This is a genomic window from Ornithinimicrobium panacihumi, assembly GCF_052073805.1.
GTDB classification, from domain to species: Bacteria; Actinomycetota; Actinomycetes; order Actinomycetales; family Dermatophilaceae; genus Ornithinicoccus; species Ornithinicoccus panacihumi.
Genome location: NZ_JBQGWG010000034.1, coordinates 1 through 21,460, shown reverse-complemented (window position 1 = coordinate 21,460; position 21,460 = coordinate 1). Strand labels below are relative to the sequence as shown.

24 protein-coding genes and 1 other annotated feature are annotated in these 21,460 nt (G+C 69.4%); of the genes, 12 read left to right on the top strand and 12 right to left on the bottom strand.

Annotation, left to right across the window (positions count from 1 at the left end; translation table 11 throughout):
• Positions 1 to 54: 54 nt before the first annotated feature.
• Both ACTMMA_RS17620 and ACTMMA_RS17615 read left to right on the top strand, forming a co-directional pair.
• Positions 55 to 1,337, top strand: a protein-coding gene (locus ACTMMA_RS17620; RefSeq protein WP_441189664.1) for an IS3 family transposase whose coding sequence is annotated in 2 segments (ribosomal slippage) — positions 55 to 328 and positions 328 to 1,337 — 1,284 coding nt in all. Because the reading frame shifts where the segments join, the coding sequence is not laid out codon by codon here.
• Positions 324 to 458, top strand: a sequence feature (AL1L pseudoknot). It overlaps the preceding gene by 135 nt.
• Before the next feature lie 81 nt (positions 1,338 to 1,418).
• The gene (locus ACTMMA_RS17615; protein ID WP_144856759.1) at positions 1,419 to 1,901 is read left to right on the top strand and encodes a hypothetical protein; all 483 of its coding nucleotides are present in this window, start codon (positions 1,419 to 1,421) and stop codon (positions 1,899 to 1,901) included.
• Positions 1,902 to 1,933: 32 nt separating this feature from the next.
• Here ACTMMA_RS17615 and lnt read toward each other — a convergent pair whose 3' ends face one another.
• The 8 genes from lnt to ACTMMA_RS17575 all read right to left on the bottom strand — a co-directional run bounded on the left by lnt (position 1,934) and on the right by ACTMMA_RS17575 (position 9,449).
• The gene (gene lnt, locus ACTMMA_RS17610) at positions 1,934 to 3,535 is read right to left on the bottom strand and encodes an apolipoprotein N-acyltransferase (RefSeq protein WP_441191394.1); all 1,602 of its coding nucleotides are present in this window, start codon (positions 3,533 to 3,535) and stop codon (positions 1,934 to 1,936) included.
• Positions 3,528 to 4,442 carry a cation diffusion facilitator family transporter gene (locus ACTMMA_RS17605; RefSeq protein ID WP_441191393.1) on the bottom strand — a complete coding sequence of 305 codons (915 nt, stop codon included), beginning with the start codon at positions 4,440 to 4,442 and terminating at the stop codon, positions 3,528 to 3,530. Before ACTMMA_RS17605 ends, lnt begins: the two co-directional genes overlap by 8 nt.
• On the bottom strand, positions 4,439 to 6,433 hold the full coding sequence (locus tag ACTMMA_RS17600) for a heavy metal translocating P-type ATPase (protein ID WP_441191392.1): 1,995 nt from the start codon (positions 6,431 to 6,433) through the stop codon (positions 4,439 to 4,441). The genes ACTMMA_RS17605 and ACTMMA_RS17600 overlap by 4 nt, the downstream gene beginning before the upstream one ends.
• Positions 6,430 to 6,858, bottom strand: a complete 429-nt coding sequence (locus tag ACTMMA_RS17595) for an ArsR/SmtB family transcription factor (RefSeq protein ID WP_441191391.1) — start codon at positions 6,856 to 6,858, stop codon at positions 6,430 to 6,432. Before ACTMMA_RS17595 ends, ACTMMA_RS17600 begins: the two co-directional genes overlap by 4 nt.
• Before the next feature lie 55 nt (positions 6,859 to 6,913).
• Positions 6,914 to 7,531, bottom strand: coding sequence for a vitamin K epoxide reductase family protein (locus ACTMMA_RS17590; RefSeq protein WP_006593160.1), 618 nt, complete (start codon positions 7,529 to 7,531; stop codon positions 6,914 to 6,916).
• Complete coding sequence (locus tag ACTMMA_RS17585) at positions 7,512 to 8,171, bottom strand: DsbA family protein (protein ID WP_006593161.1); 660 nt, start codon at positions 8,169 to 8,171, stop codon at positions 7,512 to 7,514. Before ACTMMA_RS17585 ends, ACTMMA_RS17590 begins: the two co-directional genes overlap by 20 nt.
• Before the next feature lie 152 nt (positions 8,172 to 8,323).
• A complete protein-coding gene (locus ACTMMA_RS17580; protein ID WP_441191395.1) occupies positions 8,324 to 8,878 on the bottom strand; it encodes a cadmium resistance transporter in 555 nt (184 codons plus the stop codon).
• 91 nt (positions 8,879 to 8,969) lie between these two features.
• Positions 8,970 to 9,449, bottom strand: coding sequence for a signal peptidase II (locus ACTMMA_RS17575; RefSeq protein ID WP_441191390.1), 480 nt, complete (start codon positions 9,447 to 9,449; stop codon positions 8,970 to 8,972).
• Between the two features lie 504 nt (positions 9,450 to 9,953).
• Here ACTMMA_RS17575 and ACTMMA_RS17570 point away from each other — a divergent pair.
• Genes ACTMMA_RS17570 through ccsB form a run of 4 tightly spaced genes read left to right on the top strand, consistent with a single transcriptional unit; the run spans position 9,954 to position 13,978 of the window.
• Positions 9,954 to 10,550: a TlpA family protein disulfide reductase gene (locus ACTMMA_RS17570; RefSeq protein ID WP_006593164.1), complete on the top strand. Its 597-nt coding sequence runs from the start codon at positions 9,954 to 9,956 to the stop codon at positions 10,548 to 10,550.
• Complete coding sequence (locus ACTMMA_RS17565) at positions 10,547 to 11,293, top strand: cytochrome c biogenesis CcdA family protein (RefSeq protein ID WP_441191389.1); 747 nt, start codon at positions 10,547 to 10,549, stop codon at positions 11,291 to 11,293. The genes ACTMMA_RS17570 and ACTMMA_RS17565 overlap by 4 nt, the downstream gene beginning before the upstream one ends.
• A gap of 1 nt (position 11,294) precedes the next feature.
• The gene (resB, locus tag ACTMMA_RS17560; RefSeq protein WP_441191388.1) at positions 11,295 to 12,944 is read left to right on the top strand and encodes a cytochrome c biogenesis protein ResB; all 1,650 of its coding nucleotides are present in this window, start codon (positions 11,295 to 11,297) and stop codon (positions 12,942 to 12,944) included.
• Complete coding sequence (gene ccsB, locus ACTMMA_RS17555; protein ID WP_441191387.1) at positions 12,941 to 13,978, top strand: c-type cytochrome biogenesis protein CcsB; 1,038 nt, start codon at positions 12,941 to 12,943, stop codon at positions 13,976 to 13,978. The genes resB and ccsB overlap by 4 nt, the downstream gene beginning before the upstream one ends.
• A gap of 208 nt (positions 13,979 to 14,186) precedes the next feature.
• Here the strand turns inward: ccsB and ACTMMA_RS17550 are convergent, their stop codons facing one another.
• Both ACTMMA_RS17550 and ACTMMA_RS17545 read right to left on the bottom strand, forming a co-directional pair.
• A complete protein-coding gene (locus tag ACTMMA_RS17550) occupies positions 14,187 to 14,744 on the bottom strand; it encodes a methyltransferase family protein (RefSeq protein ID WP_006593168.1) in 558 nt (185 codons plus the stop codon).
• Positions 14,745 to 14,810: 66 nt separating this feature from the next.
• On the bottom strand, positions 14,811 to 15,410 hold the full coding sequence (locus ACTMMA_RS17545) for a class I SAM-dependent methyltransferase (protein ID WP_441191386.1): 600 nt from the start codon (positions 15,408 to 15,410) through the stop codon (positions 14,811 to 14,813).
• A gap of 154 nt (positions 15,411 to 15,564) precedes the next feature.
• Between ACTMMA_RS17545 and ACTMMA_RS17540 the strand changes: the two genes are divergently transcribed.
• From ACTMMA_RS17540 to ACTMMA_RS17525, 4 genes are all read left to right on the top strand, one after another.
• Positions 15,565 to 15,711, top strand: a complete 147-nt coding sequence (locus ACTMMA_RS17540; RefSeq protein ID WP_246308461.1) for an NAD-binding protein — start codon at positions 15,565 to 15,567, stop codon at positions 15,709 to 15,711.
• A gap of 1 nt (position 15,712) precedes the next feature.
• A complete protein-coding gene (locus tag ACTMMA_RS17535) occupies positions 15,713 to 15,922 on the top strand; it encodes a hypothetical protein (protein ID WP_006593170.1) in 210 nt (69 codons plus the stop codon).
• Positions 15,923 to 16,160: 238 nt separating this feature from the next.
• Positions 16,161 to 16,439, top strand: a complete 279-nt coding sequence (locus tag ACTMMA_RS17530) for an oxidoreductase dimerization domain-containing protein (protein WP_337459779.1) — start codon at positions 16,161 to 16,163, stop codon at positions 16,437 to 16,439.
• 154 nt (positions 16,440 to 16,593) lie between these two features.
• Complete coding sequence (locus tag ACTMMA_RS17525) at positions 16,594 to 17,496, top strand: arsenic resistance protein (RefSeq protein WP_006593172.1); 903 nt, start codon at positions 16,594 to 16,596, stop codon at positions 17,494 to 17,496.
• Positions 17,497 to 17,665: 169 nt separating this feature from the next.
• Here the strand turns inward: ACTMMA_RS17525 and ACTMMA_RS17520 are convergent, their stop codons facing one another.
• Positions 17,666 to 18,265 (bottom strand): cadmium resistance transporter, encoded by a 600-nt coding sequence (locus ACTMMA_RS17520; protein ID WP_441191385.1) that lies wholly within the window; start codon positions 18,263 to 18,265, stop codon positions 17,666 to 17,668.
• The gene (gene cmtR, locus ACTMMA_RS17515) at positions 18,262 to 18,621 is read right to left on the bottom strand and encodes a Cd(II)/Pb(II)-sensing metalloregulatory transcriptional regulator CmtR (RefSeq protein WP_441191384.1); all 360 of its coding nucleotides are present in this window, start codon (positions 18,619 to 18,621) and stop codon (positions 18,262 to 18,264) included. Before cmtR ends, ACTMMA_RS17520 begins: the two co-directional genes overlap by 4 nt.
• A 774-nt stretch (positions 18,622 to 19,395) precedes the next feature.
• Here cmtR and istA point away from each other — a divergent pair.
• Both istA and istB read left to right on the top strand, forming a co-directional pair.
• Positions 19,396 to 20,610, top strand: a complete 1,215-nt coding sequence (gene istA / locus ACTMMA_RS17510) for an IS21 family transposase (RefSeq protein ID WP_441190557.1) — start codon at positions 19,396 to 19,398, stop codon at positions 20,608 to 20,610.
• A complete protein-coding gene (gene istB / locus ACTMMA_RS17505) occupies positions 20,607 to 21,407 on the top strand; it encodes an IS21-like element helper ATPase IstB (RefSeq protein WP_441190556.1) in 801 nt (266 codons plus the stop codon). Before istA ends, istB begins: the two co-directional genes overlap by 4 nt.
• The last annotated feature ends 53 nt before the right edge of the window (positions 21,408 to 21,460 follow it).

Here is a 21,460-nt window from a genome sequence, read left to right as displayed (position 1 = left end):
TGAAGCGCCCCAGGTTTGATGCCGCTTCCTTTCGAGTCCGGAAGGATGCATGTCATGCCGAAGAAGATCGATCCCGAGCTGAAGGCTCGGGCTGTGCGGTTGGTGCTGGAGCACCGCAACGAGTACCCGACGATGACCGCGGCCGTGCTGGCGGTCTCCCGGCAGGAAGGAGTGGGCAAGGAATCGTTGCGGCGGTGGGTCGCCCAGGCCGAGATCGATGCCGGCGACCGGCCAGGGACCACCACGGCCGAGCAGGCGGAGATCAAGAAGCTGAAGGCCGAGAACCGGCGGCTGCGTGAGGACGTGGCCATCCTGAAGGCGGCCACGAGTTTCTTCGTGGGGGAGCTCGACCCCCGGAACCGATGATCATGGCGTTCATCGACGCCCAGCGCGCCCAGGGGCACGCGGTCGAGTCGATCTGCCGGGTCCTGCGCGAGCAGGGCCTGCAGGTCGCCGCGCGCACCTACCGGGCCTGGAAGAACAACTCCCGCCAGCCCTCGGCCCGCACGCACACCGATGCTCTGGTGATGGACCTGGTGCGCGACCTGGCCTGGACCACCAACACCCGCACCGGCGCCCGTCAGCTAGCCCCGGAAGGGCTGTACGGGCGACGCAAGATGACCGCGCTGGTCCGCCGCAGCGGCCTGCCCGACGCCTCGGCCGGGGCGGTCGACCGGGCGATGCGCGCCCTGGGCCTGTCCGGCCTCCGCCGCGACAAGGGCATCCGGACCACGATCCCCACCAAGGACGGGCGGCGCGCTGGCGACCTGTTGGATCGCGACTTCACCGCCACCTGCCCGAACCAGACCTGGGTGATGGACTTCACCTACGTCCGGGCCTGGACCGGGTGGGTGTACGTCGCGTTCGTCCTGGACGTCTTCGCCCAGCGGATCGTGGCCTGGCACGCTGCCACGACCAAGGAGGTCGACCTGGTGATGACCCCGCTGCGGATGGCGATCTGGCAGCGTGACCACGACGGGCACCCCGTCGCACCCGGCCTGATCTGCCACGCGGACGCCGGGTCGCAGTACACCTCGCTGCGATTCACCGAGCACCTGGCCCTGGAAGGCCTGCGACCCTCCATCGGCTCGGTCGGTGATGCGTTCGACAACGCCTTGATGGAGAGCGCCATCGGCCTGTACAAGACCGAGTGCATCCGCACCACCGTCTTCTGCGACGGGCCCTACAAGACCATCGCGGACGTCGAGTACGCCACCGCTGCCTGGGTCGACTGGTACAACCAGCGACGCCTCCACGGCAGCCTTGGCATGATGTCCCCAGTGGAGTACGAGAACGCCCACTACGCGACCCTCAACCGAGAGCCGCAACCCGTATAGGAGCGGCACAGAACCTGGGGCGCTTCACGGGGCCGCGGAGTCGCGGGGACCGGGTCGTTGCAGTCTTCGGAGAGGTATCGCATGTCCCGTGCTGAGCCAGCCGAGTTCGTGGTGGACCGGCAGGTCTGGACCAGCTATCGACCCTTCCTGGTCCTCGGGTCCGTGGGGGTCGTGCTGGGTGGGTTGCTCGCTGCCGTCACAGGGCCTCTGGCGCTGCCCATGGGGTCATGGGCAGCTGCCTACCTCGTGCTAGTGGTCGGGGTCGGCCAGATCGTCCTTGCTGGCGGTCAGGCGTTCGTGGGCGGGTCGGACCTGGCGTCGTGGCGAGTCTGGTCCGAGGTCATGGCGTGGAACCTCGGTAGCGGCATCGTTCTTGTCGGTGGTATGCCCGGGATCCCCGTGGTGGTCGCCGTTGGGGGGCTGGTGCTGCTGGCGGCCCTCGTGATCTTCGCGACCGCGGTGCGTGGCGGGGGAGCAGCCGTGGGCCTGTATCGCTTCTTCACGCTCTTCCTCGCGGCGAGCGTGGCCGTCGGGGTCGGACTCTCTGCCGTACGCCACGGATAAGCCGCCCCTGGCGTGATGGCCCCCACCTTGGATCAGGCGCCTGTGTGGGCCCCGGGTGATCCACGGCGAGGCAGCCGTCGCCGTGGTTGCCAGAAGAGCCCAACGGCGACGACGAGGGCGGCGGCGGGTACGACCCAGGGGCCGGTGTGGACGGCGAGGGTCTGCTCGGTGCGCACCGGCAGCTGCCCCAGCAGGGTCGCCTGGGTGTACGGGTCGCTGCGTTGGTGAACGACTCCGTCCGGGGTGATGAGTCCGGAGACACCGACGTTGCTGACGTGCGCGACGGAGCGGCCGTACTCGACCGCCCGGACCCGGGAGATGGCCAGATGCTGCGCGGACTGGTCTCCGTCGCCGAACCAGGCGTTGCTGGTGGGGACCACGAGCAGCTGCGCGCCGCCGGTGACGAGGTCGCGCACTGCCCGGTCCACGACGATCTCGAAGCAGATGGCCAGTCCCAGGTCCACGGGCCGGCCGTCGGCAAGCGGCACCGGCACCACGCCGGGGCGGTCGCCGGCGCTGAGGTCGACGATCCGGTCCACCCACGGGCTGAGGTGCCTCAGGAGCGGGCGCAGCGGCATGACCTCACCGAAGGGCGCCAGATAGATCTTGCTGTACGTCTGGTCGAGCCCTAGCCCGGGCAGGTAGCTGAACACCATGTTGGCGGGTGGCCCGGCACCGCCCTGTCGGGACAGGCCACCGAGCACCAGCGGGGCGCCGACGGCTTCCACTGCCGCCATGATCTGGTCGGTGGCCGCCTGGCCGACCCGCGGGTCCAGCGGGTCCAGGTCGGTGGCGCCCTCGGGCCACACGACCAGGTCCGGAGCCGCAGCCTGGCCGGCGTCGACACGGGCCGCTAGCTCGTGGGTGCGGTCGGCATACCGGTTGAGCATCGTCCCCGGCTCGGCGGTCAGGGTCCGGGTGTACCCCTCGGGGATGTCTCCCTGGAGCGCGGCCACGCGCACCGGCTCTCCCCCGGTCGGGCGGGGAACCAGCACCGGCCCGACCACCAGGACAGCGGCAGCAACCAGCGCTCCGGTGGCCCTGCCCAGGTGCGTGCGCCCAGGTGCGAGGAACCGCTGCACGGCCACGGCGAGCAGACCACCGGTCAAGGCGAGGAGGAAGCCGAATCCCGGGACTGCCAGGAGGCTGACGGCGCCGAGCATCGGTGAGTCCGCCTGGCTGAAGCCCAGCCGTGCCCAGGGAAAGCCGCCGAACGGGGTGACCGAGCGTGCCCACTCCATCAGTACCCACGCCGCGGCACCGACGACGGGGCGGACCGCGCCCGTGCGCTGCAGCAGCGTCAGCAGCACGCCGAGGGCGGCCGGGTAGAAGGCGGAGGCCACGCTCATGGCAAGCCAGGCCGGAGCGCCGGCGTAGGTGCCGGCCCAGGTGAACATCGGCGTGAACCAGGCCAGTCCCAACAGCAACCCGGACAGCGCACCGACCCACCAAGACGCCCCGGCCGTGGCCAGCGCGAGCGCAGCGCACCCGACGATCGCCAGCCACCACACGTCGTTCCCCGGGAACGCCAGCCACAGGGCGGCACCGCCCAGCAGACCGAGCAGCAGCCGGGCACCGAGCACCAACGGGACGGTGCGCAGACCCGTCCGGGCCGGACGGGCCAGCCTATGCATGCGCGGCGTGCTCGCGTGCGACGTGGCCGGGTGGTTCGAGCTGGATGGTGGAGTGCTCGATGCTGACGGTGAAGTGGGCGGCGACGCAGTCCTGCAGCTTGGCGAGCATCTCCGCAGCGTGGCCGTCGGTGAAGCACTCCTCGTCCAGGACGACGTGGGCGGTGAGCACGGGCAGTCCGGTGGCGATGGTGGAGGCGTGCAGGTCGTGCACGCCCTGCACATGTGGGACGGCGAGCAGGTGGGCGCGGACCTCGTCCAGGTTGAGTCCCTTGGGCGTGGACTCCAGCAGGATGTGGCCGGCCTCGCGCAGGATGGTGATCGCCCGTGGGACGATGAGGGCGGCGATGACCATGCCGGCGATCGCGTCGATGCGGACCCACCCGGTGGTCGCGATCACGATGGCGCTGACGATGACCGCGACGGACCCGAGGGCGTCGTTGACGACCTCGAGGAACGCCGCGCGCATGTTGAGGTTGGCGGTGCGCCCCGAGCTCAGGACCAGCATGGAGGCGATGTTGCCGGCCAGGCCGACGACACCGAAGAGCAGCAGGCCGGTGGAGCTGACCTCGTGCGGTTCGTAGAGCCGCCGGACACCCTCGACGAAGGCGTAGATCCCGACGCCGAGGAGCACGGTGGCCTGCGCGCCGGCGGCGAGGACCTCCGCGCGCCGGAAGCCCCACGTCCGGGCCGCGGTCGGCGGACGGAGGGCCAGCGACGCGGCGACCAGTGCCATGGCCAAGCCGGCGGCGTCGGTGAGCATGTGCCCGGCGTCGACGAGCAGGGCCAGCGACCCGGTCCACAGCGCGCCGATCACCTCGGCGACCAGGATGGTCGCGGTGATCGCGAAGGCGACCGCCAGTCGCCCCCGGTGGGTGGTCGCATTCCCGTGGTCGTGACCCGCGCTCATGCGGTCACCCCTTCCAGACGGGCAGTGTCGGCCTGAGGAGCGGTCAGTGATGACACGTGCCTGGCGCGTCCGGCGCGGACGCCGTTGGCGATGACCAGGACCTCGGCCAGCTCGTGGACCAGCACCACGGCTGCCAGGCCGAGGACGCCGAAGAGGGCCAGCGGGATCAGGACCGCGATCAGGACCAGGGACAGCACCACGTTCTGCAGCATGATCGTCCGGGTGCGGCGAGCGTGGTCGAACGCCAACGGCAGCAGCCGCAGGTCATCACCCATCAGGGCCACGTCGGCGGTCTCGATCGCCACGTCGGTGCCCATGGCGCCCATCGCCACGCCGACGTCCGCGGTCGCCAGCGCGGGTGCGTCGTTGACGCCGTCGCCGACCATCGCGGTCGCGCCGTGGGCGCGCAGCCCGGTGACGACCTTCGACTTGTCCTCCGGGCGCAGGTCGGCGTGCACCTGCTCGATGCCGGCCTGTGCGGCCAGCGCTGCGGCGGTGACCTGGTTGTCGCCGGTGAGCATGGCCACGGTGTAGCGGCGGTCGTGGAAGCGGGAGATGACCTCGGTCGCCTCGGACCGCAGCTCGTCCCGGACGGCGATCGCGCCGACCGGTTGACCGTCGACCTCGACCACGACCGCGGTCGCCCCCGCCCGCTGCATACTGATGACGTCCCCGGACAGGGTGCCCGGGTCGACCCAGTCGGGCTTGCCCAGCCGGACCCGGGCACCGTCCACGGTCCCGACCAGCCCGGCGCCGACCACCGCGTCGACGTCCTGCGCGGCAGGCGCCCGGTCGGCGGCGGCCAGGATCGCTGCGGCGAGCGGGTGCTCGCTGCGGGCCTCCAGCGCGGCGGCCCAGGCCAGCACCTGGCCTCGGTCGTGGCCGGGCGCGGTGGCGACGTCGACCACGGCCGGCCGGTTGCGGGTCAGGGTGCCGGTCTTGTCCAGGGCGACGGTGCGCACCCTGCCCAAGGTCTCCATGGCGGCGCCGCCCTTGACCAGGATCCCGCGGCGGCTGGCGGCCCCGATCGAGGCGACGCTGGTGACCGGCACCGAGATCGCCAGCGCGCAGGGAGAGGCGGCGACGACCATCACCAGGGCCCGGTGCACCCACACCGACGGGTCGCCCAGGAGCGCGCCGAGAAGGGCCGTCAGGCCTGCGGCGACCAGGATGCCGGGCACCAGCGGGCGGGCGATCCGGTCGGCCAGTCGCTGGGTGGCGCCGCGGCGGGACTGCTCGGCCTCCACGACGTGCACGATCCGGGCCAGCGAGTTGTCCTGCGCGGTGGAGGTGACCTCCACCTCCAGGGCGCCGGTGCCGTTGATCGACCCGGCGAAGACGTCCTTGCCCGGCCCGGTCTCCACCGGCATGGATTCACCCGTGATGGCCGAGGTGTCCAGGGCGCTTCGACCGGTCCGCACGGTCCCGTCGGTCGCCAGCCGCTCCCCGGGCCGCACCACCATCACGTCGCCGATGACCAGCTGTGCCGGGTCCACCACGAGCTCCCGGCCGTCGCGGAGCACGCTCGCCTCCTTGGGCACCAGGTCCAACAGCGCCCGCAGGCCGTGCCGGGTGCGGGCCAGGGAGTACTCCTCCAGGCCCTCGCTCAGGGAGAACAGGAACGCCAGCGCAGCAGCCTCCTCGACCTGCCCCAGCAGGGTCGCCCCGACCGCGCCGATCGTCATCAGCAGACCCACGCCGAGCTTGCCGCGCGCCAGACGGCGCAGCGCACCCGGCACGAACGTGGAGCCACCCACGAGCAGCGCCGCCGCGGCGAGCACAAGCTCGACGGTCTCCCATCCCCCGAGCCCGGCGAGGAACCCGGCCAGCAGCAGCGCACCGGAGGCCAGACCCAGCTGCACCTCCCGCACCTGCCACAGCCGGGTCGCCGGCTCCTCGACCTCTCCTGCTCGAGCTGGTGGGGCGACGGGAGCCTCGCATCCGCACGCGTCCACCGCCACCTCCCGCTGCGGCGTCTGCGGCCCGCTCACGCCCCCGCCTCCTGCCCGGCGTGGGGGCGCAGCTGCTCGGGGGCGGGGTTGCCTTCGGTCCCGACGCCGTAGTTCGGGCACAGCGCGACCGCATACCCCGACGCCGCGAGCAGGCGCTCCGCCGCGTCCAGCACGTCCAGCAGCTCCGGAGCACTGGTCAGCGAGAACATCGAGGCCCGGCCCTCCGGGCGCGAGACCACCAGGCCGCAGTCTCGCAGGCAGGCCAGGTGCGCACTGACCGTGGACTGCGCCAGCCCCAGGTGCTCCGTGAGGTCGCGCACCTTGTGCTCCCCCAGCGTCAGGTGCTGCAGGATCGCCAACCGTGACCGGTCTGACAGACCGTGGAACAGCGCGGCCGCCACGTCGAGCCCTTCAGCTCGGGTGCCGTCGCCTGGCGCGGGTGCGCTCTGTGATGTCATCGTCATGCGCCGATCATAGCCGGATGCCGGCCGTCCCGGCGCCTGAGCCGCGGCAAGCGTCCTAGGCGAGGGTGATCCAGTAGTCCCAGAACCGGACGGCGATCAGAGCCGCGACCACCAGGCACCATGTCGTGACGATCGTGACGGCGTAGTCTCCGACCCACCGTGGAAGCGCCCCGGCGCGGGACCACCGGGCCAGTACCGCGACGAACGCGGCCACGGTGACGACCCAGACGACCATGCAGTACGGGCACAGCGCACCGATGCGGTGGACGCTCTGGAAGATGAGCCAGTGCACGAACACCGTGCCCAGCGCCGTACCCGCGGTCAGGCCGATCCAGTACCAGGACGGCAGCCGGGCGCCGCTGATGATCGTGACGGCGACGGTGACCAGGGCGGCGAACCCGGCCACGCCCAGGATCGGGTTGGGGAACCCGAACAGCTCCGCCTGGGGGGTGCTCATCACCGACCCGCAGCTCAGCAGCGGGCTGATGCTGCAGCTGGGCACGTAGCTCGGGTCGGCGACCAGCCGGATCTTCTCCACCAGCAGCACGAACGCCGCCGACAGACCGACCCAGCCGCACACGAGCAGGACCCACCCCACGGCCCTCCCGACCGGCGCGCCGGGCTCCTGGGAAGGAGCGGTGAGCGCGGCGGGCTCAGCGGTTGACGGCTGCATCGATCTGGGCGCGGAAGTCGCCCTCGGAGGTGGGCTGCAGCAGCTCACCGTCCAGGAAGAAGGTCGGGGTTCCCTGGACACCCAGTGCCATGCCGTCCTGCCGGTCCTGCTCCACGCGCTGCTGGGTGGCGGGGTCGGCGACGGCGGCGTCGTAGGCGGCCATGTCCAGCCCGAGGTCCTGGGCGAACTGCCGGAACAGCGGCGCCTTGGAGTCCTGCTGCTCGCCCCATTCGCTCTGCGTCTGGTACATCCGCGTGTACATGTCCTCGAACCGGCCCTGCTGGGCCGCCGCCTCGACCGCCACCGCCGCGTTCATCGCGTTGGCGTGGCTGGGGATCGGGAAGTACCGGACCACGAACGTCAGCTCCCCGGCGTACTCCTCGCGGATCTGCTCCACCAGCGGGTAGGCCGCCAGGCACGCCTCGCACTCGAAGTCCAGGAACTCCACCAGCACCGGCGCGCCCTCACCGGCGTCGGAGAGCACGTGGCTGTCCTCCCTCACGACCGGCACGGCCGAGCTCGTTCGCGCCGAGTCCGCGACACCGGTGCCGGACGGCGGGCGGGTCACGCCAACGGCGACGGCCACCACCGCAACGAAGACGGCGATCAGCAGGAGGGACAGGATCACGTTGCGCCGCACGGGCACTCCTTCATCAGGCGACACGGACGATCGGCCAGTCTAGCCGAGGATGCGGGAAGTCCCGACGCGGATCGTAGAGCCAGACCCTGAGAAGACTCTGGCCCGGTGCGACAAACGCCATTCGGACAGGGCAGGGACCGATGCGCCCCTACCTACAGGCCGAAGGCGCCACCTTCGACGAGGATCGCCACGCCGAGTCCGATCAGGACCAGAGGGAACAGGACGTGCTCCCAGCGTTCCAGGACCTCTGCGATGGGCCTACGGGTGGCGACGAACTTGGCGAGCAGGACAAGCACCATGACGAGGACGAGGAAGACGACGCAGTAGGCCACGACCGCGCCGGCGCCGACGGTGACGAAGACGGGGACGTAGACGCCGATGTTGTCACCGCCGTTGGCGAAGGTGACACCGGCGACCGTCAGGGCGCTGATCGTCTTGTCCGCGACCCGGTCGTCATCGTCTCCGTCGCCGCGCCAGACCTTCCATGCGGTCAGCAGGCCGAGCAGCAACGGGATGAGCCCGAAGTAGGCGATCGCCGACTCGGGCAGGAAGGTCACCGCGCCCAGGGAGACCAGTACCGAGGCGACGAGTATGCCGCTGAAGCCCAGGTACTGACCCACGACGATCTTCCTGGTCGTGCCGCGCAAGCCGGCGCCCCGGGCGAAGAAGAGTGACAGCACGATGATGTCGTCGATGTTGGTGGCCATGAACAGCCCGAAGGCCTGCAGGACTGAGGTGAGCACAGGGTGATGCCTTCGGTCGTGTGTGGTGGGTCAGGCGGGCGACGTGGCCACGCGGTCAGCCACTGGTGTCGGTCCCGGCCGGCTGCCGTGGTGAGCGCAGCTCGAGCAGCGCCAGCAAGACGACCCCGGTGACGATCGCGGTGTCAGCCAGGTTGAACGTGGGCCACCACCCGCTGTGCAGATAGTCGGTCACCACACCGTCAAGGGAGCGATCGATCCAGTTGCCGCACCCACCACCAAGAATCGCCGTCACTGCGGCGAGCCGCCAACAGTCCCACGTCGGAGCGGCCCGCCAGGCCACGACGGCGATCGCGACGATGACCAGGCCGGTGAGCGCGACGACCAGTGCGGCCGGCGCGTCAGCGCCGAGGGAGAACGCCACCCCCGGGTTGTGACTCAGCGCGAGGTCGACCGGACCCAGGGCCAGCCCCGCCTCCAGCGCGCTCTCAGCCCACGCCTTGACCAACAGGTCCGTCACCGCCACCGCCGCGGCACCGGCCACCAGGACGGCGCGACGCGGTGCCAGTTTCGTCACGGACGCTGCTGTCCATCCCACACGACGCCCACCAGGGGTCGTTGACACCCGCTGGCGGGGATCGGCCGGGGCAGAACCGGACACGCCTGCTGCTCGAGGGCCACGCGCCGCAAGGCGGTTGGAGCGCCTCTGGTTGCCCCCAGCTCCTGGCGGGTCAGGCTGGGACCCACCGGGCGGGGTTAGAATCGACATGCGGCGATGGTAGCGAGTGACGCTGCTGTCAGCAAAGGGTAGAGTCGCACGGGCGGCCGTGTGGCCGGCTCGTCACCACCGTGGCGACCCTCAACCATCGCGTTCGGCAGGCAGAGTGGTAGCGGATTGGAAGGTAAGCGGCATGGGCACCATAGGGCGACCCCGGGTGGAGCGAGGCGGTGGACGAGCAGGACGCCCCGACCCCCTCGAGCCGGCCAGCGGTCGACGGCCTCGCCGACAGACGATCTCGGTCGTGCGCTCGCGAGGCATGCTCGCAAACGGGGCACACGGCGACTTCGACGGGCTGCTCCGGTGACCCGCGGGCACCTCCTGGCCCTGCTCGCGGCCGTAGCAGTGGTCCTGGCCGGCTGCGGTGGCGAGGGCTCGACGATCAACGACCAGATGCGTCAGGGCGACCAGAAGGGATACGTCGCCGGTGACGGCACCATCCAGGTGCTGGCGCCGGAGGAGCGCGAGACCGTCATCACCCTGGAGGGGACGACCCTGGAAGACGAGGCGTGGTCCTCGCAGGACCACCTGGGCGAGGTCGTGGTGGTCAACGTGTGGGGGTCGTGGTGCGGGCCGTGCGTGGAGGAGGCGCCGGACCTGGAGGAGGTGGCCACCGAGTTCGCCGAGGCGGGTGAGCCGGTGCAGTTCATCGGGGTCAACAGCCGTGACTCGGTACCCAGCGCCCTGGCCTTCCAGCAGAAGTACGACGTGTCCTACCCCTCGCTCCAGGACGACGGCGGGCGCACCCGCGCCCAGCTGCAGGGGCTGGCCGTCGCGACGCCGACCACGATGGTCCTCGACGGACAGGGGCGCCTCGCCGCCCGGGTCAGCGGACCCGTGGAGGCGTCGACGCTGCGCGGCCTGGTCGAGGACGTGCTGAAGAGTGAGTCCGCCCGGTGAGCGAGGTCGTTCTCAGCGGGCCGCTGCTGCTGGCCGCCGCGATCGCCGCGCTGGCAGGTCTCGTCTCGTTCGCCTCGCCGTGCGTGCTACCGCTGGTCCCCGGCTATGTCGGTTACCTCTCGGGAATGGCGTCGCCCATGTCGGGCGCTCACGCGCCGGGGCGGTGGCGCCCGACGGTCGGGGCGCTGCTGTTCGTTATGGGTTTCTCGGCCGTCTTCATGGCGATGAGCGTGGTCATCTCCTCCCTGGGCATGGCCCTGGCGCAGCACCAGGGGCTGCTGCTGCGCCTGTCCGGCGCGGTCGTCCTCGGCCTCGGCCTGGTCATGCTGCTGCAGCCGACAGCATCAGTTTCGGTGCGATGGCGACCGGCCGCCGGGATCGCCGGGGCTCCGCTGCTCGGGGTCGCCTTTGGCCTGGGATTCAGCGCCTGCACCGGACCGGCGCTCGCCGCGATCCAGACGCTCGGCACCTCGATCCTCCCGGGGGACGACCAGGTGGGCCGCGCCCTGGTGCTGGGCACCGCATACAGCCTCGGTCTGGGGCTGCCGTTCGTGATGGTCGCCGCCGGCATGGGGTGGGTCAGCCGCGGGTCCCGCTGGCTGCGCAACCACCACCGCCTCCTCCAACAGGTCGGCGGCGGGCTGCTCGTCCTCCTCGGCCTGCTCATGGTGGCCGGCGTCTGGGCCGAGGCGATGGCGTGGGTCCAGACCCGACTGACCAGCAACTTCACCACGGTGATCTGACATGGCCAGCACGCGAACACCGGAACGGATCGAGCCGTCCTATCCCAAGGACCGCACCACCTTGGGCGGCCCCCGGCTCGGCGTACTGGGCTGGGCACGTTGGGCCTGGCGGCAGCTGACCAGCATGCGCACCGCCATCTACCTGCTTCTGCTGCTGGCGGCCGCGTCCTTCCCCGGCTCAATATTCCCGCAGCGCTCCGTAGACCCGGTCCAAGTGCGCACCTTCTTCGAGAACAACCCCGACGTCGCGCCCTGGCTGGACCGGTTGTTCCTCTTCGATGTGTTCTCCTCCCCATGGTTTGCCTCGATCTATCTGCTGCTGGTGATCAGCCTGGTCGGTTGCATCATCCCGCGGATGCGACAGCACTGGCGTTCGATCCGAGCCCAGCCGCCGCGGGCACCACAGCGTCTGACCCGACTGCCCGCCCGCGCCGACGGAACCGTCGCCACCGACGGCCGCGAGGCCCTGGCCGCAGCCCGGGAGGCGCTGAAGGCGAAGGGCTACCGGCTGCGCGACGCCGAGGACGGCGATCTCTGGGTCACTGGCGAGAAGGGGTACCTGAAGGAGACCGGTAACCTGCTCTTCCACATGGCCCTGCTGGGCGTGATCGTCGCCTTCGCCGCCGGTAACCTGTTCGGCTGGCGCGGGGAGATCATCATCCAGGAGGGGCAGTCGTGGACGGCCACTGCCGGCACCTTCGACACGCTCAACTTCAGCCCGCTGGCCGATGAGGGAGACATTCCCACGTTCACCGTGGAACTCAACAAACTCGACGTAGCCTTCGAAAGCCAGGCCGAAGGCGCCCAGTTCGGCCAACCCCGCAGGTTCGACGGGTTGGCCACCGTCGAGGTCCCCGGCCGGGAACCGGAGCAACAGGAGTTCGCAGTCAACCACCCGATCTCCGTGGCCGGAGACTCCATCTTCCTGCTCGGCAACGGCTACGCCCCCATCGTGACCATCCGCGACCCCGACGGAGAAGTCCTCTACTCCGACGCGGTCACCTTCCTCCCACAGGACAACAACTACGCCAGCGAGGGCGCCATCAAGGTCACCGCGCGAGACCCCGGCCTCGGCCTGGTCGGCGGCTTCCTACCGACCCTGCGGATAGACCCCGAGCTGGGAATGACCTCCTCCTTCCCCGGCCTGGTCGACCCAGCGCTGGCCCTTACCGCCTTCGAGGGCAACCTGTTCCCCGACGGGCGCCCGCAGTCGGTCTTCAATATCGACACCGACCAGATGACCCAGCTCACCGACGAGGAGGGCAACCCCGTCGCGATGCTGATCCGCCCGGGCGAGTACTTCGAGCTACCCGACGGCACCACCGTGGAGTTCGACGGCATAATCCGCTGGGCCGGGCTGCTGGCGCGGCACGACCCGGGCCGGATACCAGCCCTGGGCTTCGCGATCGCCACCACCGTCGGCCTGGCCCTGATGCTCGGCATCAAGCGACGCCGGATCTACGTACGGATCAACCCTGAACACCCCATCAATGGTCCGATGCGGACACTAGTGAGCATCGGTGGCCAGTCCAAGGGCAGCGACCCCGGACTCCAGACCATCGTCGACGACGTCCTACTCCGGATCACCAGGATCACGGGTGACCGGACCACTACTCCTGAAACCCACCATCGAGACAAGGACACGGTATGACCGACCCACAGCTGGCCCTGGCCAGCGACATCGCCATCTGGGCCAGCCTGGCCGTGCTCGCGCTGGCCCTCATCTCCTTCTCGGCGCACCTGGCCGTCACCGGGGTCGCCAGGGAACGCCACGATAAAATCAAGGCCCGCGAGAAGGTCCGCGTGGGTGTTGGCGCCGACGGTGAGCAGCCAGCAGACACAGTCGTTGACGACTGTGCCACTGGACTGACGGACTCGACCACGCCGACCACCGCCGCAGTCGAGCCACCAACAGTCAGTCATCCCGCCGAGGTCACCCGCCGCTGGGGCGTCATCGGGGTCCAACTCACCTGGCTGGCGACCTTCGGAGTCGTCGGCGGCACGATCTTGCGTGGCCTGTCGGTACAGCGCTGGCCGCTGGGCAACATGTACGAGTTCGCGATCGTCGCCGCATCCTTCGCCCTCATCGTCTTCTCCACGTGGAGCCTGAAACGCGACCGGCTGTGGCTCGGTCCCTTCGTCGTGCTGCCAGTCATGGCCGTCCTTGGCGCGGGCAAGATCTGGTACACCGAGGCCTCCCAGCTCATGCCCGCCCTGGACAACACGATGTGGCTGTCCATCCACGTCACGCTCGCGACGCTGTCCGTGGCGCTGTTCATCATCGGTGCCGCCCTCGGCGTCGCCTTCCTGCTCCGCGACTCAGCCGAGAAGAGAAGCCGCATCCGGGGTTGGCTGGCCGGCCTGCCCGAGGGAGACAAACTGGAGACGATGACCTACGGGGTCCACATCTTCGCCTTCCCGCTCTGGACGTTCACCCTCATCACCGGCGCGATCTGGGCCGAGGTGGCCTGGGGCCGCTACTGGGGCTGGGACCCTAAGGAAATCTGGACCTTCATCATCTGGGTCGTCTACGCCGCCTACCTGCACTCCCGCGCCACCAGCGGCTGGACCAAACGACACGCCACCTACGTGGCACTCCTCGGCATGCTCTGCATCATCCTGAACTACACCGTCGTCAACCTGCTCATCACCGGCCTGCACAGCTACTCGGGGGTGAGCACGTGACGCCTTCCGCTACACCGTGAATGCGGCTGATGAACGCCAGCAACCCCAAGAACGTCGACTCCGACCACTACCAGCAAGATCATGGCCGTCAAGTGACCGACGCCCGTGGCCAAGACGGACCCGACCTGAAACGCCATCCCGCAATCGCTGGCCTCCAGCGACGTCATGTCCCTGGGGCACCAGGGCCTAAAGCGTGGCTACCTGGAACTCAAGAAGTCGGACGCAGGCGTCCAATCCCGGGGACGAACCGCCCCACGCGGGCGGCATAGTCGGCATAGGCCCGCCCGTGCGTGGCCAGCAGGTGCGGCTCCTCGACGGCGCGGACCTGCATCTGGATGCCCGCATAGACCAGGACCAGGCCCGCCAAGGCAACAAGGTTCGGGGAGGCCAACGCGAGCCCGGTGAAGGTGATAAGAGCGGTGGTGAAGATCGGGTTGCGGACGAACGCGAAAGGCCCGGAGGTGACCAGCTCGGTGCGTTCTGTCGGGTCGACACCGATGCGCCAGGCGGTGCCCATGGCCAGCTGCGCAGCGTAGGTGCAGAAGATGCCTGACGCGGCCACCACGGCCGCTGCAGTGCGCAGGGCCGGCGAGCTCAGCGGTGACACCACCGGGTCGAGCCCGAGTAGGTCTGCGACCGGTGCGGCGACGCCGACCAGGAGAGAACCCGCACCGCTGATGCGATTGGCCCACCACTGCCGGGTGCCGCGCGCGGCGGCCGCGAAGCGGAATCCGCTGTCACCGGTGCGCCGCCGCTGGACGGCCATGCGACCCACCCCCGGCGAGCAAGGCCCACACGACGAACAGCGCCAGACCGAGGATCGCATGGCCGCTCACAGCGGACCTGGGCTCGCGGCCGCCGGCTTGACGGCGACGCCGAGGACGAAGTCACCGAAGAACCGTGTCACAGCAGGGACCGGCAGCGACAGACCCAGCTCCCCCAGCGCCTCGACGAACTCCTCGGCGCTGAACCGGTCGACCTTCGGGTGCTCGAGGAACGTGCGGTAGGACCAGCGCTGCAACGCGTGGCGGGTGACCTCTTCAAACACAAGCTGCCCGCCCGGGCGCAGCACCCGCACCGCCTCGGCCACCGCCTCGCGCCAGACCGGGACGTGGTGGACCACCGCGAAGTCCACGACGGCATCCACCGCCGCGTCGGCGACCGGCAGCGCGCATGCGTCACCGACGCGCACATCGACCCGCGACCCGAACCGCGCCAAGCGCCGCCGGGCACGCTGGACCATCACCGGGTCCAGATCCACCGCTGTGACATGCGCGGCGCCCCACCGCTGCAGCAGCAGCTCGGCACCGGCGCCGCGCCCACAACCGATCTCGACCACGCGCAGGCCGGCGATCCGGGCGCCCAGACGCTCCAACAGCGGCAGTTCGTACGAACGCTGCAGCCACGCCCGGGGTGGGCTGTCGACGAGCATCGTCTCGATCCGGTTCATCAGCACAGCTGCCCTCCCTGGGCCTCGGTCTTGCCTCGTTGCCGTTCATCCCGCATGGACGCTAGCATCGACCAATACCGATCATCGCTGCAAGTCCAAATCTACGTAGCCGGCCGACCTGACCTCGACCACCGCCATGGAGCAACAGGACCTGCCCACCTCCATGGTCGTGCTCGGTGGTGGGTACGTCGGCTTGGAGCAGGCCCAGCTGTGGGCACACCTGGGCGTCGACGTCACCCTCGTGGGCCGAGTGGCCCCCCTACGCCGAACCCGAGGTCGCTGACGTGCTCCGCACCGCCTTCCAGGAGGAGGGCATCACGGTGCTCGAGGAATGCGGGCGGGAAGTAGCGCCTCACGCCGGAGGGGTCATCGTCACCACCGACAGCGGCGTTCAAGTCCATGGCCAGCGGTTGTTGATCGCCACCGGCCGCCGCGCCAGCACCAGCGGTCTTGGGCTGGAGGCCGCCGGGATCGGCACCGACGCACGTGGATGAGAACCTGCGCACGACCAACCACCGCGTGCACGCGGCCGGGGATGTCTCCGGTGCGCCGCAGTACGTTTACGTCGCCGCGAAGACTGGCCGAGTTGCCGCGGCCGGTGCGCTGGGTGAGCCCTCCACGGTGGACTACCGCGCGGCCTGCCGGGGGTCACCTTCACCACTCCGCAGATGGCCAGCGCCGGACTGACCGAAGCCCGCGCCCTCGAGCTCGGCCACGACTGCGACTTGCCGAATCCTGGGTGCACAGGACATTCCGCGCGCACTGGTCAGCCAGGACACTCGGGGGGTCCTCAAACTCGTCATCGACGCCCAGACCCGCAAGGTCCTGGGTGTGCACGCCGCACCTTACGGCGCCGGAGAGCTCATGCTCGCCGCGACGTACGCCATCAAGTTCGGGCTGACCGTCGACGACCTGGCCGACACCTGGGCGCCCTACCTCACGATGAGCGAAGCCCTCCGCATAGCGGCCGGCCTGTTCCGGACCACCATCCCCACCAGCTGCTGCGCCTGAACAACGCTCACGCCGAGCGTGGACCCGTCCCCAGGTAGGAGTCGCCAGCGCGGGCCTCTTTACGCTGGCACGGTGCCGTTGACCCCCTTGATCCAAGCGATGGAGCGCCACCAGATTGGCCTGTATCTCCTCGCCATCGCAGGTGGAGCGATCCTTGGCTGGTTCGCTGCCCGCTGCCGCCGGGCCTCTTGAAAATGCCATCACTCCCGTGCTCGGGCTGTTGCTGTTCGCCACGTTCCTGGGGATCCCGTTCTCGGCGATCGGTCAGGCCGTGCGCGATGTGCGCTTCATCGCCACGATCCTGGTCCTCAACTTCGTCATCGTTCCCGCCGTGGTCTTTGCCCTGTCGCGGTTCGTGGCCGACAGCCCGGCCCTGCTGGTGGGTGTGCTGCTGGTGCTGCTGACCCCGTGCATCGACTACGTGATCGTCTTCGCCGGGCTGGCCGGCGGCTCCAGTGAGCGTCTGCTCGCTACAGCGCCGCTGCTCATGCTGGCCCAGATGCTGTTGCTGCCCTTCTACCTGCTCCTCTTCGTCGGGCCGGAGCTCGTCTCGGCCATCGAGCCAGGCCCCTTCCTCGAAGCGCTCATCGGGCTCATCATCGTCCCGCTCACCTTGGCGGCTTTGACCCAGTGGTTGTCCCGAGAACAGGCAGCCGGCAAGACCGTGATGACCGTTGTGCAGGCGATGATGGTCCCGTTCATGATGGCGACACTGGCTGTGGTGATCGCATCGCAGATCCACGCAGTTGGGCAAGAGGTCACCGCGCTGTTGGCCGTCGTCCCTCTCTACGTAGCCTTTCTGGTGGTGATGGTTCCCCTCGGGATGGCGTGCGCACGAGTCGCACGGCTCGATTCGGGCAGCACGAGGGCCGTGATCTTCAGTGGCGCCACTCGAAACTCGCTAGTGGTACTCCCGCTGGCGCTGGCCCTGCCGGCGCCCCTGGGCCTGGTTCCGCTCGTCGTCGTCACCCAAACCATGGTCGAGCTCCTCGGCATGGTGATCTACGTCAAGGCCATCCCACGCCTGGTCGCCTCGGGGCCGATTCTGCGGAACTGATCCAAGGGTTGACGTGCCGTGAGAGTCCATGGGCATCCGTACCGCGACTCGTTGCAACAGAGGTAACTCATCGACGCACTGCGCCCCGTCGGCTTCCGTGGAACGTCAGGAGTGTTCGGAACGCGGAGGCTGGGTAACTGGCGCACGATCGTAGCCCCGTCGGCCCTGGTCAGAGGCCGAAGGCTCCGCCACCGACCAGGATGGCGATGCCCAGTCCGATCAGGACGATGGGGAACAGGATGTGTTCCCACCGCTCGAGGACTTCGGCGATCGGGGGGCGGGTGGCCACGAACTTGGCCAGCACGACCAGGACCGCGACCAGCGCGAGGAAGACGATGCAGTAGGCCACCACGGCCGCCGGTCCCACGCTGAGGAAGACCGGGACGTAGACGCCGATGTTGTCCCCGCCGTTGGCGAAGGTGACTCCGGCGACGGTCCAGACCGCGACGTTCTTGCCGGCGACCTTGGCGTCGTCATCATCGTCACCGTCCCCGCGCCAGGCCTGCCAGGCGGCCCATAGACCCAGAGCCAACGGGATGAGTCCGAAGTACGGGATGACTGCCGGGGGCAGGAACGCGTCCGCGCCCAGGGTGACGAGCACTGCCGCGCCAAGGATGCCCGCGAACCCCAGATACTGGCCGACGGCGATCCGGGCGGTCGTCCCGGGCTGTCCCGCGCCGCGGGCGAAGAACAGCGAGAGCACGATGATGTCGTCGATGTTGGTCGCGATGAACAGGCCGATCGCCTGCAGGACCGAGGACAGGATCATGCGCCAGCCTCGGCGGCGCAGCATCCGGCGACCGAGCAGGCCGGATCGAGACACGGGGCGTTCTCGTCCACTGCGAGAGTGACCTCAACCAGTGCGTTCAGCGCCCGTGCCAGGTGCGGATCCGCGATCTCATAACGCGTCCGACGGCCCTCGAGTTCGGCGACCACGATGCCGCAGTCCCGCAGGCAGGTCAGATGGTTGGACACGTTCGAGCGCGTCAGGCCCAGATCGCGCGCCAGCTCCGCCGGGTAGGCCGGCCGCTCGAGCAGCACCAGGAGAAGTCGTGACCGGGTGGGATCGGCCAGCGCCCGACCCAACCGGTTCATCACATCGAGACGAGAAGCAATGGTCAGCACACGCTGAACTATACAGCAGTAACTGTATCGACCTCAGTGACTGCAGCGCCTAGCTCGAATCAGTGGCGGGACCCGTCTGAACAGCGCCACCAGGACCCGCGGGACCGGCGATGTCGCAGTACCGCAAGGAGACCTCGCGCACATGCACACAGCCATCGTGCCCCGCCTGACAGATGCGTGAGAAAACTGACACGCGACTGACAACTAGGTGATGTCGAGATGCAGAGAAGACTGCACCGGATCGCCGGCGATCCTTGCACGATCCGCCCACCCGGCCCCGGACTCTGCAATGTACGCCCGCGACCGGCGGCAGAGTCGGATGTCTGGTGGCCCCACCGAGGTCTACTTGCCACCCTTCTCGAACCCTATCGAGACGACCCGTGCGGCGCCCCACCAGCTGCTCGGCCGCGACGGGACCTTACCGTTCGCAGTAAAAGCCGACGTTGACATGAGTGACTACAGCCCCCAGGCATGCCCAAAGTCCGGTTACTAGATCGCGAAATCTACCCGTTGTGCACCAACCCGGCTCTCGACATCTGTATCGTCAAGCCCACCAATGTATCGGAAGAAGAGAGAGCAAGGCCTACTGGTCCTCAGCACTACGTCCTCAAGAGAGAAGACGGTCCCTCTTCGCGCTGGGACACGCCTTGTCGCTGCATGATCGGCTCCGACCACGACCCCAATGGGGCGCGAATCTGGGACTCCTGTCGGCGGCGCTTGAAAACTAGACAGTAACGGCGCTCGAAAAGTGAACACTCCGCCAACGATTGGAGTGTGATCACCATGGAGGACTGGGCGCTGATCAGGAGGCTGGCCGCCGACGGCGTGCCGAAGGCCAGGATCGCCAGGAAGTTGGGCATCTCGAGGACGACGGTCATAAACGCCATCGCCTCGGACGGGCCACCGAAGTACGAGAGAAGAGCGGGTCCAACGTCGTTCACGCCGTATGAGGCGCGGGTGCGTGAACTCCTCGAGGAGACGCCGGACATGCCCGCGACGGTGCTGGCCGAACGGGTCGGGTGGACCGGCTCGATCCGATGGTTCCGCGACAACGTCAACCGCCTGAGGGTCGACCACCGCCCGATCGACCCGGCCGACCGGCTGACCTGGACGGCCGGGGACGTAGCGCAGTGCGACCTGTGGTTCCCGCCGCGCAAGATCCTGCTCGAGGACGGCTCCCGTACCCTGCTTCCGGTACTGGTCATGACCTGCGGGTACTCCCGGTTCACGCTGGGGAGGATGATCCCGACCCGAAAGACCCCGGACCTGCTCCTGGGCACGTGGGAGCTGCTGGATCAGCTGGGTCGGGTGCCGCGCCGGCTGATCTGGGACAACGAGCCCGGCATCGGACGAGGCAAGCTGACCGAGCCGGTCGCGGTGTTCGCCGGGATGCTGGCCACGAAGGTGGTGCTGCTACCACCGCGGGATCCCGAGTCCAAGGGCATCGTCGAACGCCGCAACCGCTTCTTCGAGACCTCCTTCATGCCCGGGCGCCACTTCGAGTCCCCAAGCGACTTCAACGCCCAGTTCGCCCACTGGCTGTCCGCTGCTAACGCCCGGACGGTGCGCACGATCAAGGCCCGTCCGGTGGACCTGCTCGCCGCGGACAAGGAGGCGATGCTGCCCCTGCCGCCGGCGGTGCTGCACCTGGGCTGGCGCAACCACGTCCGCCTCGGCCGGGACTACTACGTGCGCGTCGACACCTCCGACTACTCCGTCGACCCCCGCGCGATCGGGGCCCGGGTCGACGTCGCCGCAGACCTGGACACCATCCGGGTCCGCCAGGCCGGCCGGCTGGTCGCCGAGCACCCACGCCGGTGGGCCCGGAGCATGACCGTGACCGACCCCGCCCACGTGGCGACCGCCGCCGCGCTACGGCGCGACTACCAGCACCCCAGGTCCCGTCCCGAGGCCGACGACCTGGTCCGGGACCTGGCCGACTACGATAAGGCGTTCGGGATCGACGCCGGCGAGCTGGAGTCGCGATGAGCCGCAAACCAGCATCCGCGAGCGAGTCGCTCAAGCAGATCACCCACCTGGCCGCGGCGCTGAAGGCGCCGCGGATCACCGAGTCCGCCGCCCGCCTGGCCGACCACGCCCGCGACAGCGGGTGGACCCACGAGGACTACCTGGCCGCGGTCCTGGAACGCGAGGTCGCCGCCCGCAACGCCTCCGGGGCCCGGCTACGCATCCGCGCCGCCGGCTTCGGCGCGGTCAAGACCCTTGAGGACTTCGACTTCGACCACCAACCCGGCGCCCGCACCCCGATCCAGGCCCTCGCCTCCGGTGCGTACCTGGCCGAGCACCGCAACGTCGTCCTCCTCGGACCGCCGGGCACGGGCAAGACGCACCTGGCCACCGCCCTCGGCGTCGCCGCCGCCCGGCAAGGACACCGGGTCCTGTTCGCCACCGCCACCGACTGGGTCACCCGCCTGACCGAGGCCCACGACCGCGGCCGCCTGCCGACCGAGCTCACCCGGCTGCGCCGCTACGGCCTGATCATCGTCGACGAGGTCGGCTACCTGCCCTTCGAGCAGGACGCCGCCAACCTCTTCTTCCAGCTCGTCTCCTCCCGGTACGAGCACGCCTCCCTCATCCTGACGTCGAACTTGCCGTTCAGCTCCTGGGCCGGCGTCTTCGGCGACCAAATCGTCGCCGCCGCGATGATCGACCGCATCGTCCACCACGCCGACGTCATCGCCCTCAAAGGCGCCTCCTACCGGCTCCGCGACCGCGGCGTCGAGACGCTTCCCAGCATCAAGGCCGAGCAGGAATCCCTAGACTGAGACCGTTCACTCTTCGACCGCCGAAACCGCCCAGTTTTCGAGCGCCGTCGACA

Excerpts from the sequence above, each read along its gene's own strand:
- ACTMMA_RS17615 (WP_144856759.1), top strand. The coding sequence starts at position 1,419 with ATGTCCCGTGCTGAGCCAGCCGAGTTCGTGGTGGACCGGCAGGTCTGG.
- lnt (WP_441191394.1), bottom strand. The coding sequence starts at position 3,535 with ATGCATAGGCTGGCCCGTCCGGCCCGGACGGGTCTGCGCACCGTCCCG.
- ACTMMA_RS17605 (WP_441191393.1), bottom strand. The coding sequence starts at position 4,442 with ATGAGCGCGGGTCACGACCACGGGAATGCGACCACCCACCGGGGGCGA.
- ACTMMA_RS17595 (WP_441191391.1), bottom strand. The coding sequence starts at position 6,858 with ATGACGATGACATCACAGAGCGCACCCGCGCCAGGCGACGGCACCCGA.
- ACTMMA_RS17590 (WP_006593160.1), bottom strand. The coding sequence starts at position 7,531 with ATGCAGCCGTCAACCGCTGAGCCCGCCGCGCTCACCGCTCCTTCCCAG.
- ACTMMA_RS17580 (WP_441191395.1), bottom strand. The coding sequence starts at position 8,878 with ATGGCCACCAACATCGACGACATCATCGTGCTGTCACTCTTCTTCGCC.
- resB (WP_441191388.1), top strand. The coding sequence starts at position 11,295 with ATGGCCAGCACGCGAACACCGGAACGGATCGAGCCGTCCTATCCCAAG.
- ccsB (WP_441191387.1), top strand. The coding sequence starts at position 12,941 with ATGACCGACCCACAGCTGGCCCTGGCCAGCGACATCGCCATCTGGGCC.
- ACTMMA_RS17550 (WP_006593168.1), bottom strand. The coding sequence starts at position 14,744 with ATGGCCGTCCAGCGGCGGCGCACCGGTGACAGCGGATTCCGCTTCGCG.
- ACTMMA_RS17545 (WP_441191386.1), bottom strand. The coding sequence starts at position 15,410 with ATGCTCGTCGACAGCCCACCCCGGGCGTGGCTGCAGCGTTCGTACGAA.
- ACTMMA_RS17540 (WP_246308461.1), top strand. The coding sequence starts at position 15,565 with ATGGAGCAACAGGACCTGCCCACCTCCATGGTCGTGCTCGGTGGTGGG.
- ACTMMA_RS17520 (WP_441191385.1), bottom strand. The coding sequence starts at position 18,265 with ATGATCCTGTCCTCGGTCCTGCAGGCGATCGGCCTGTTCATCGCGACC.
- istB (WP_441190556.1), top strand. The coding sequence starts at position 20,607 with ATGAGCCGCAAACCAGCATCCGCGAGCGAGTCGCTCAAGCAGATCACC.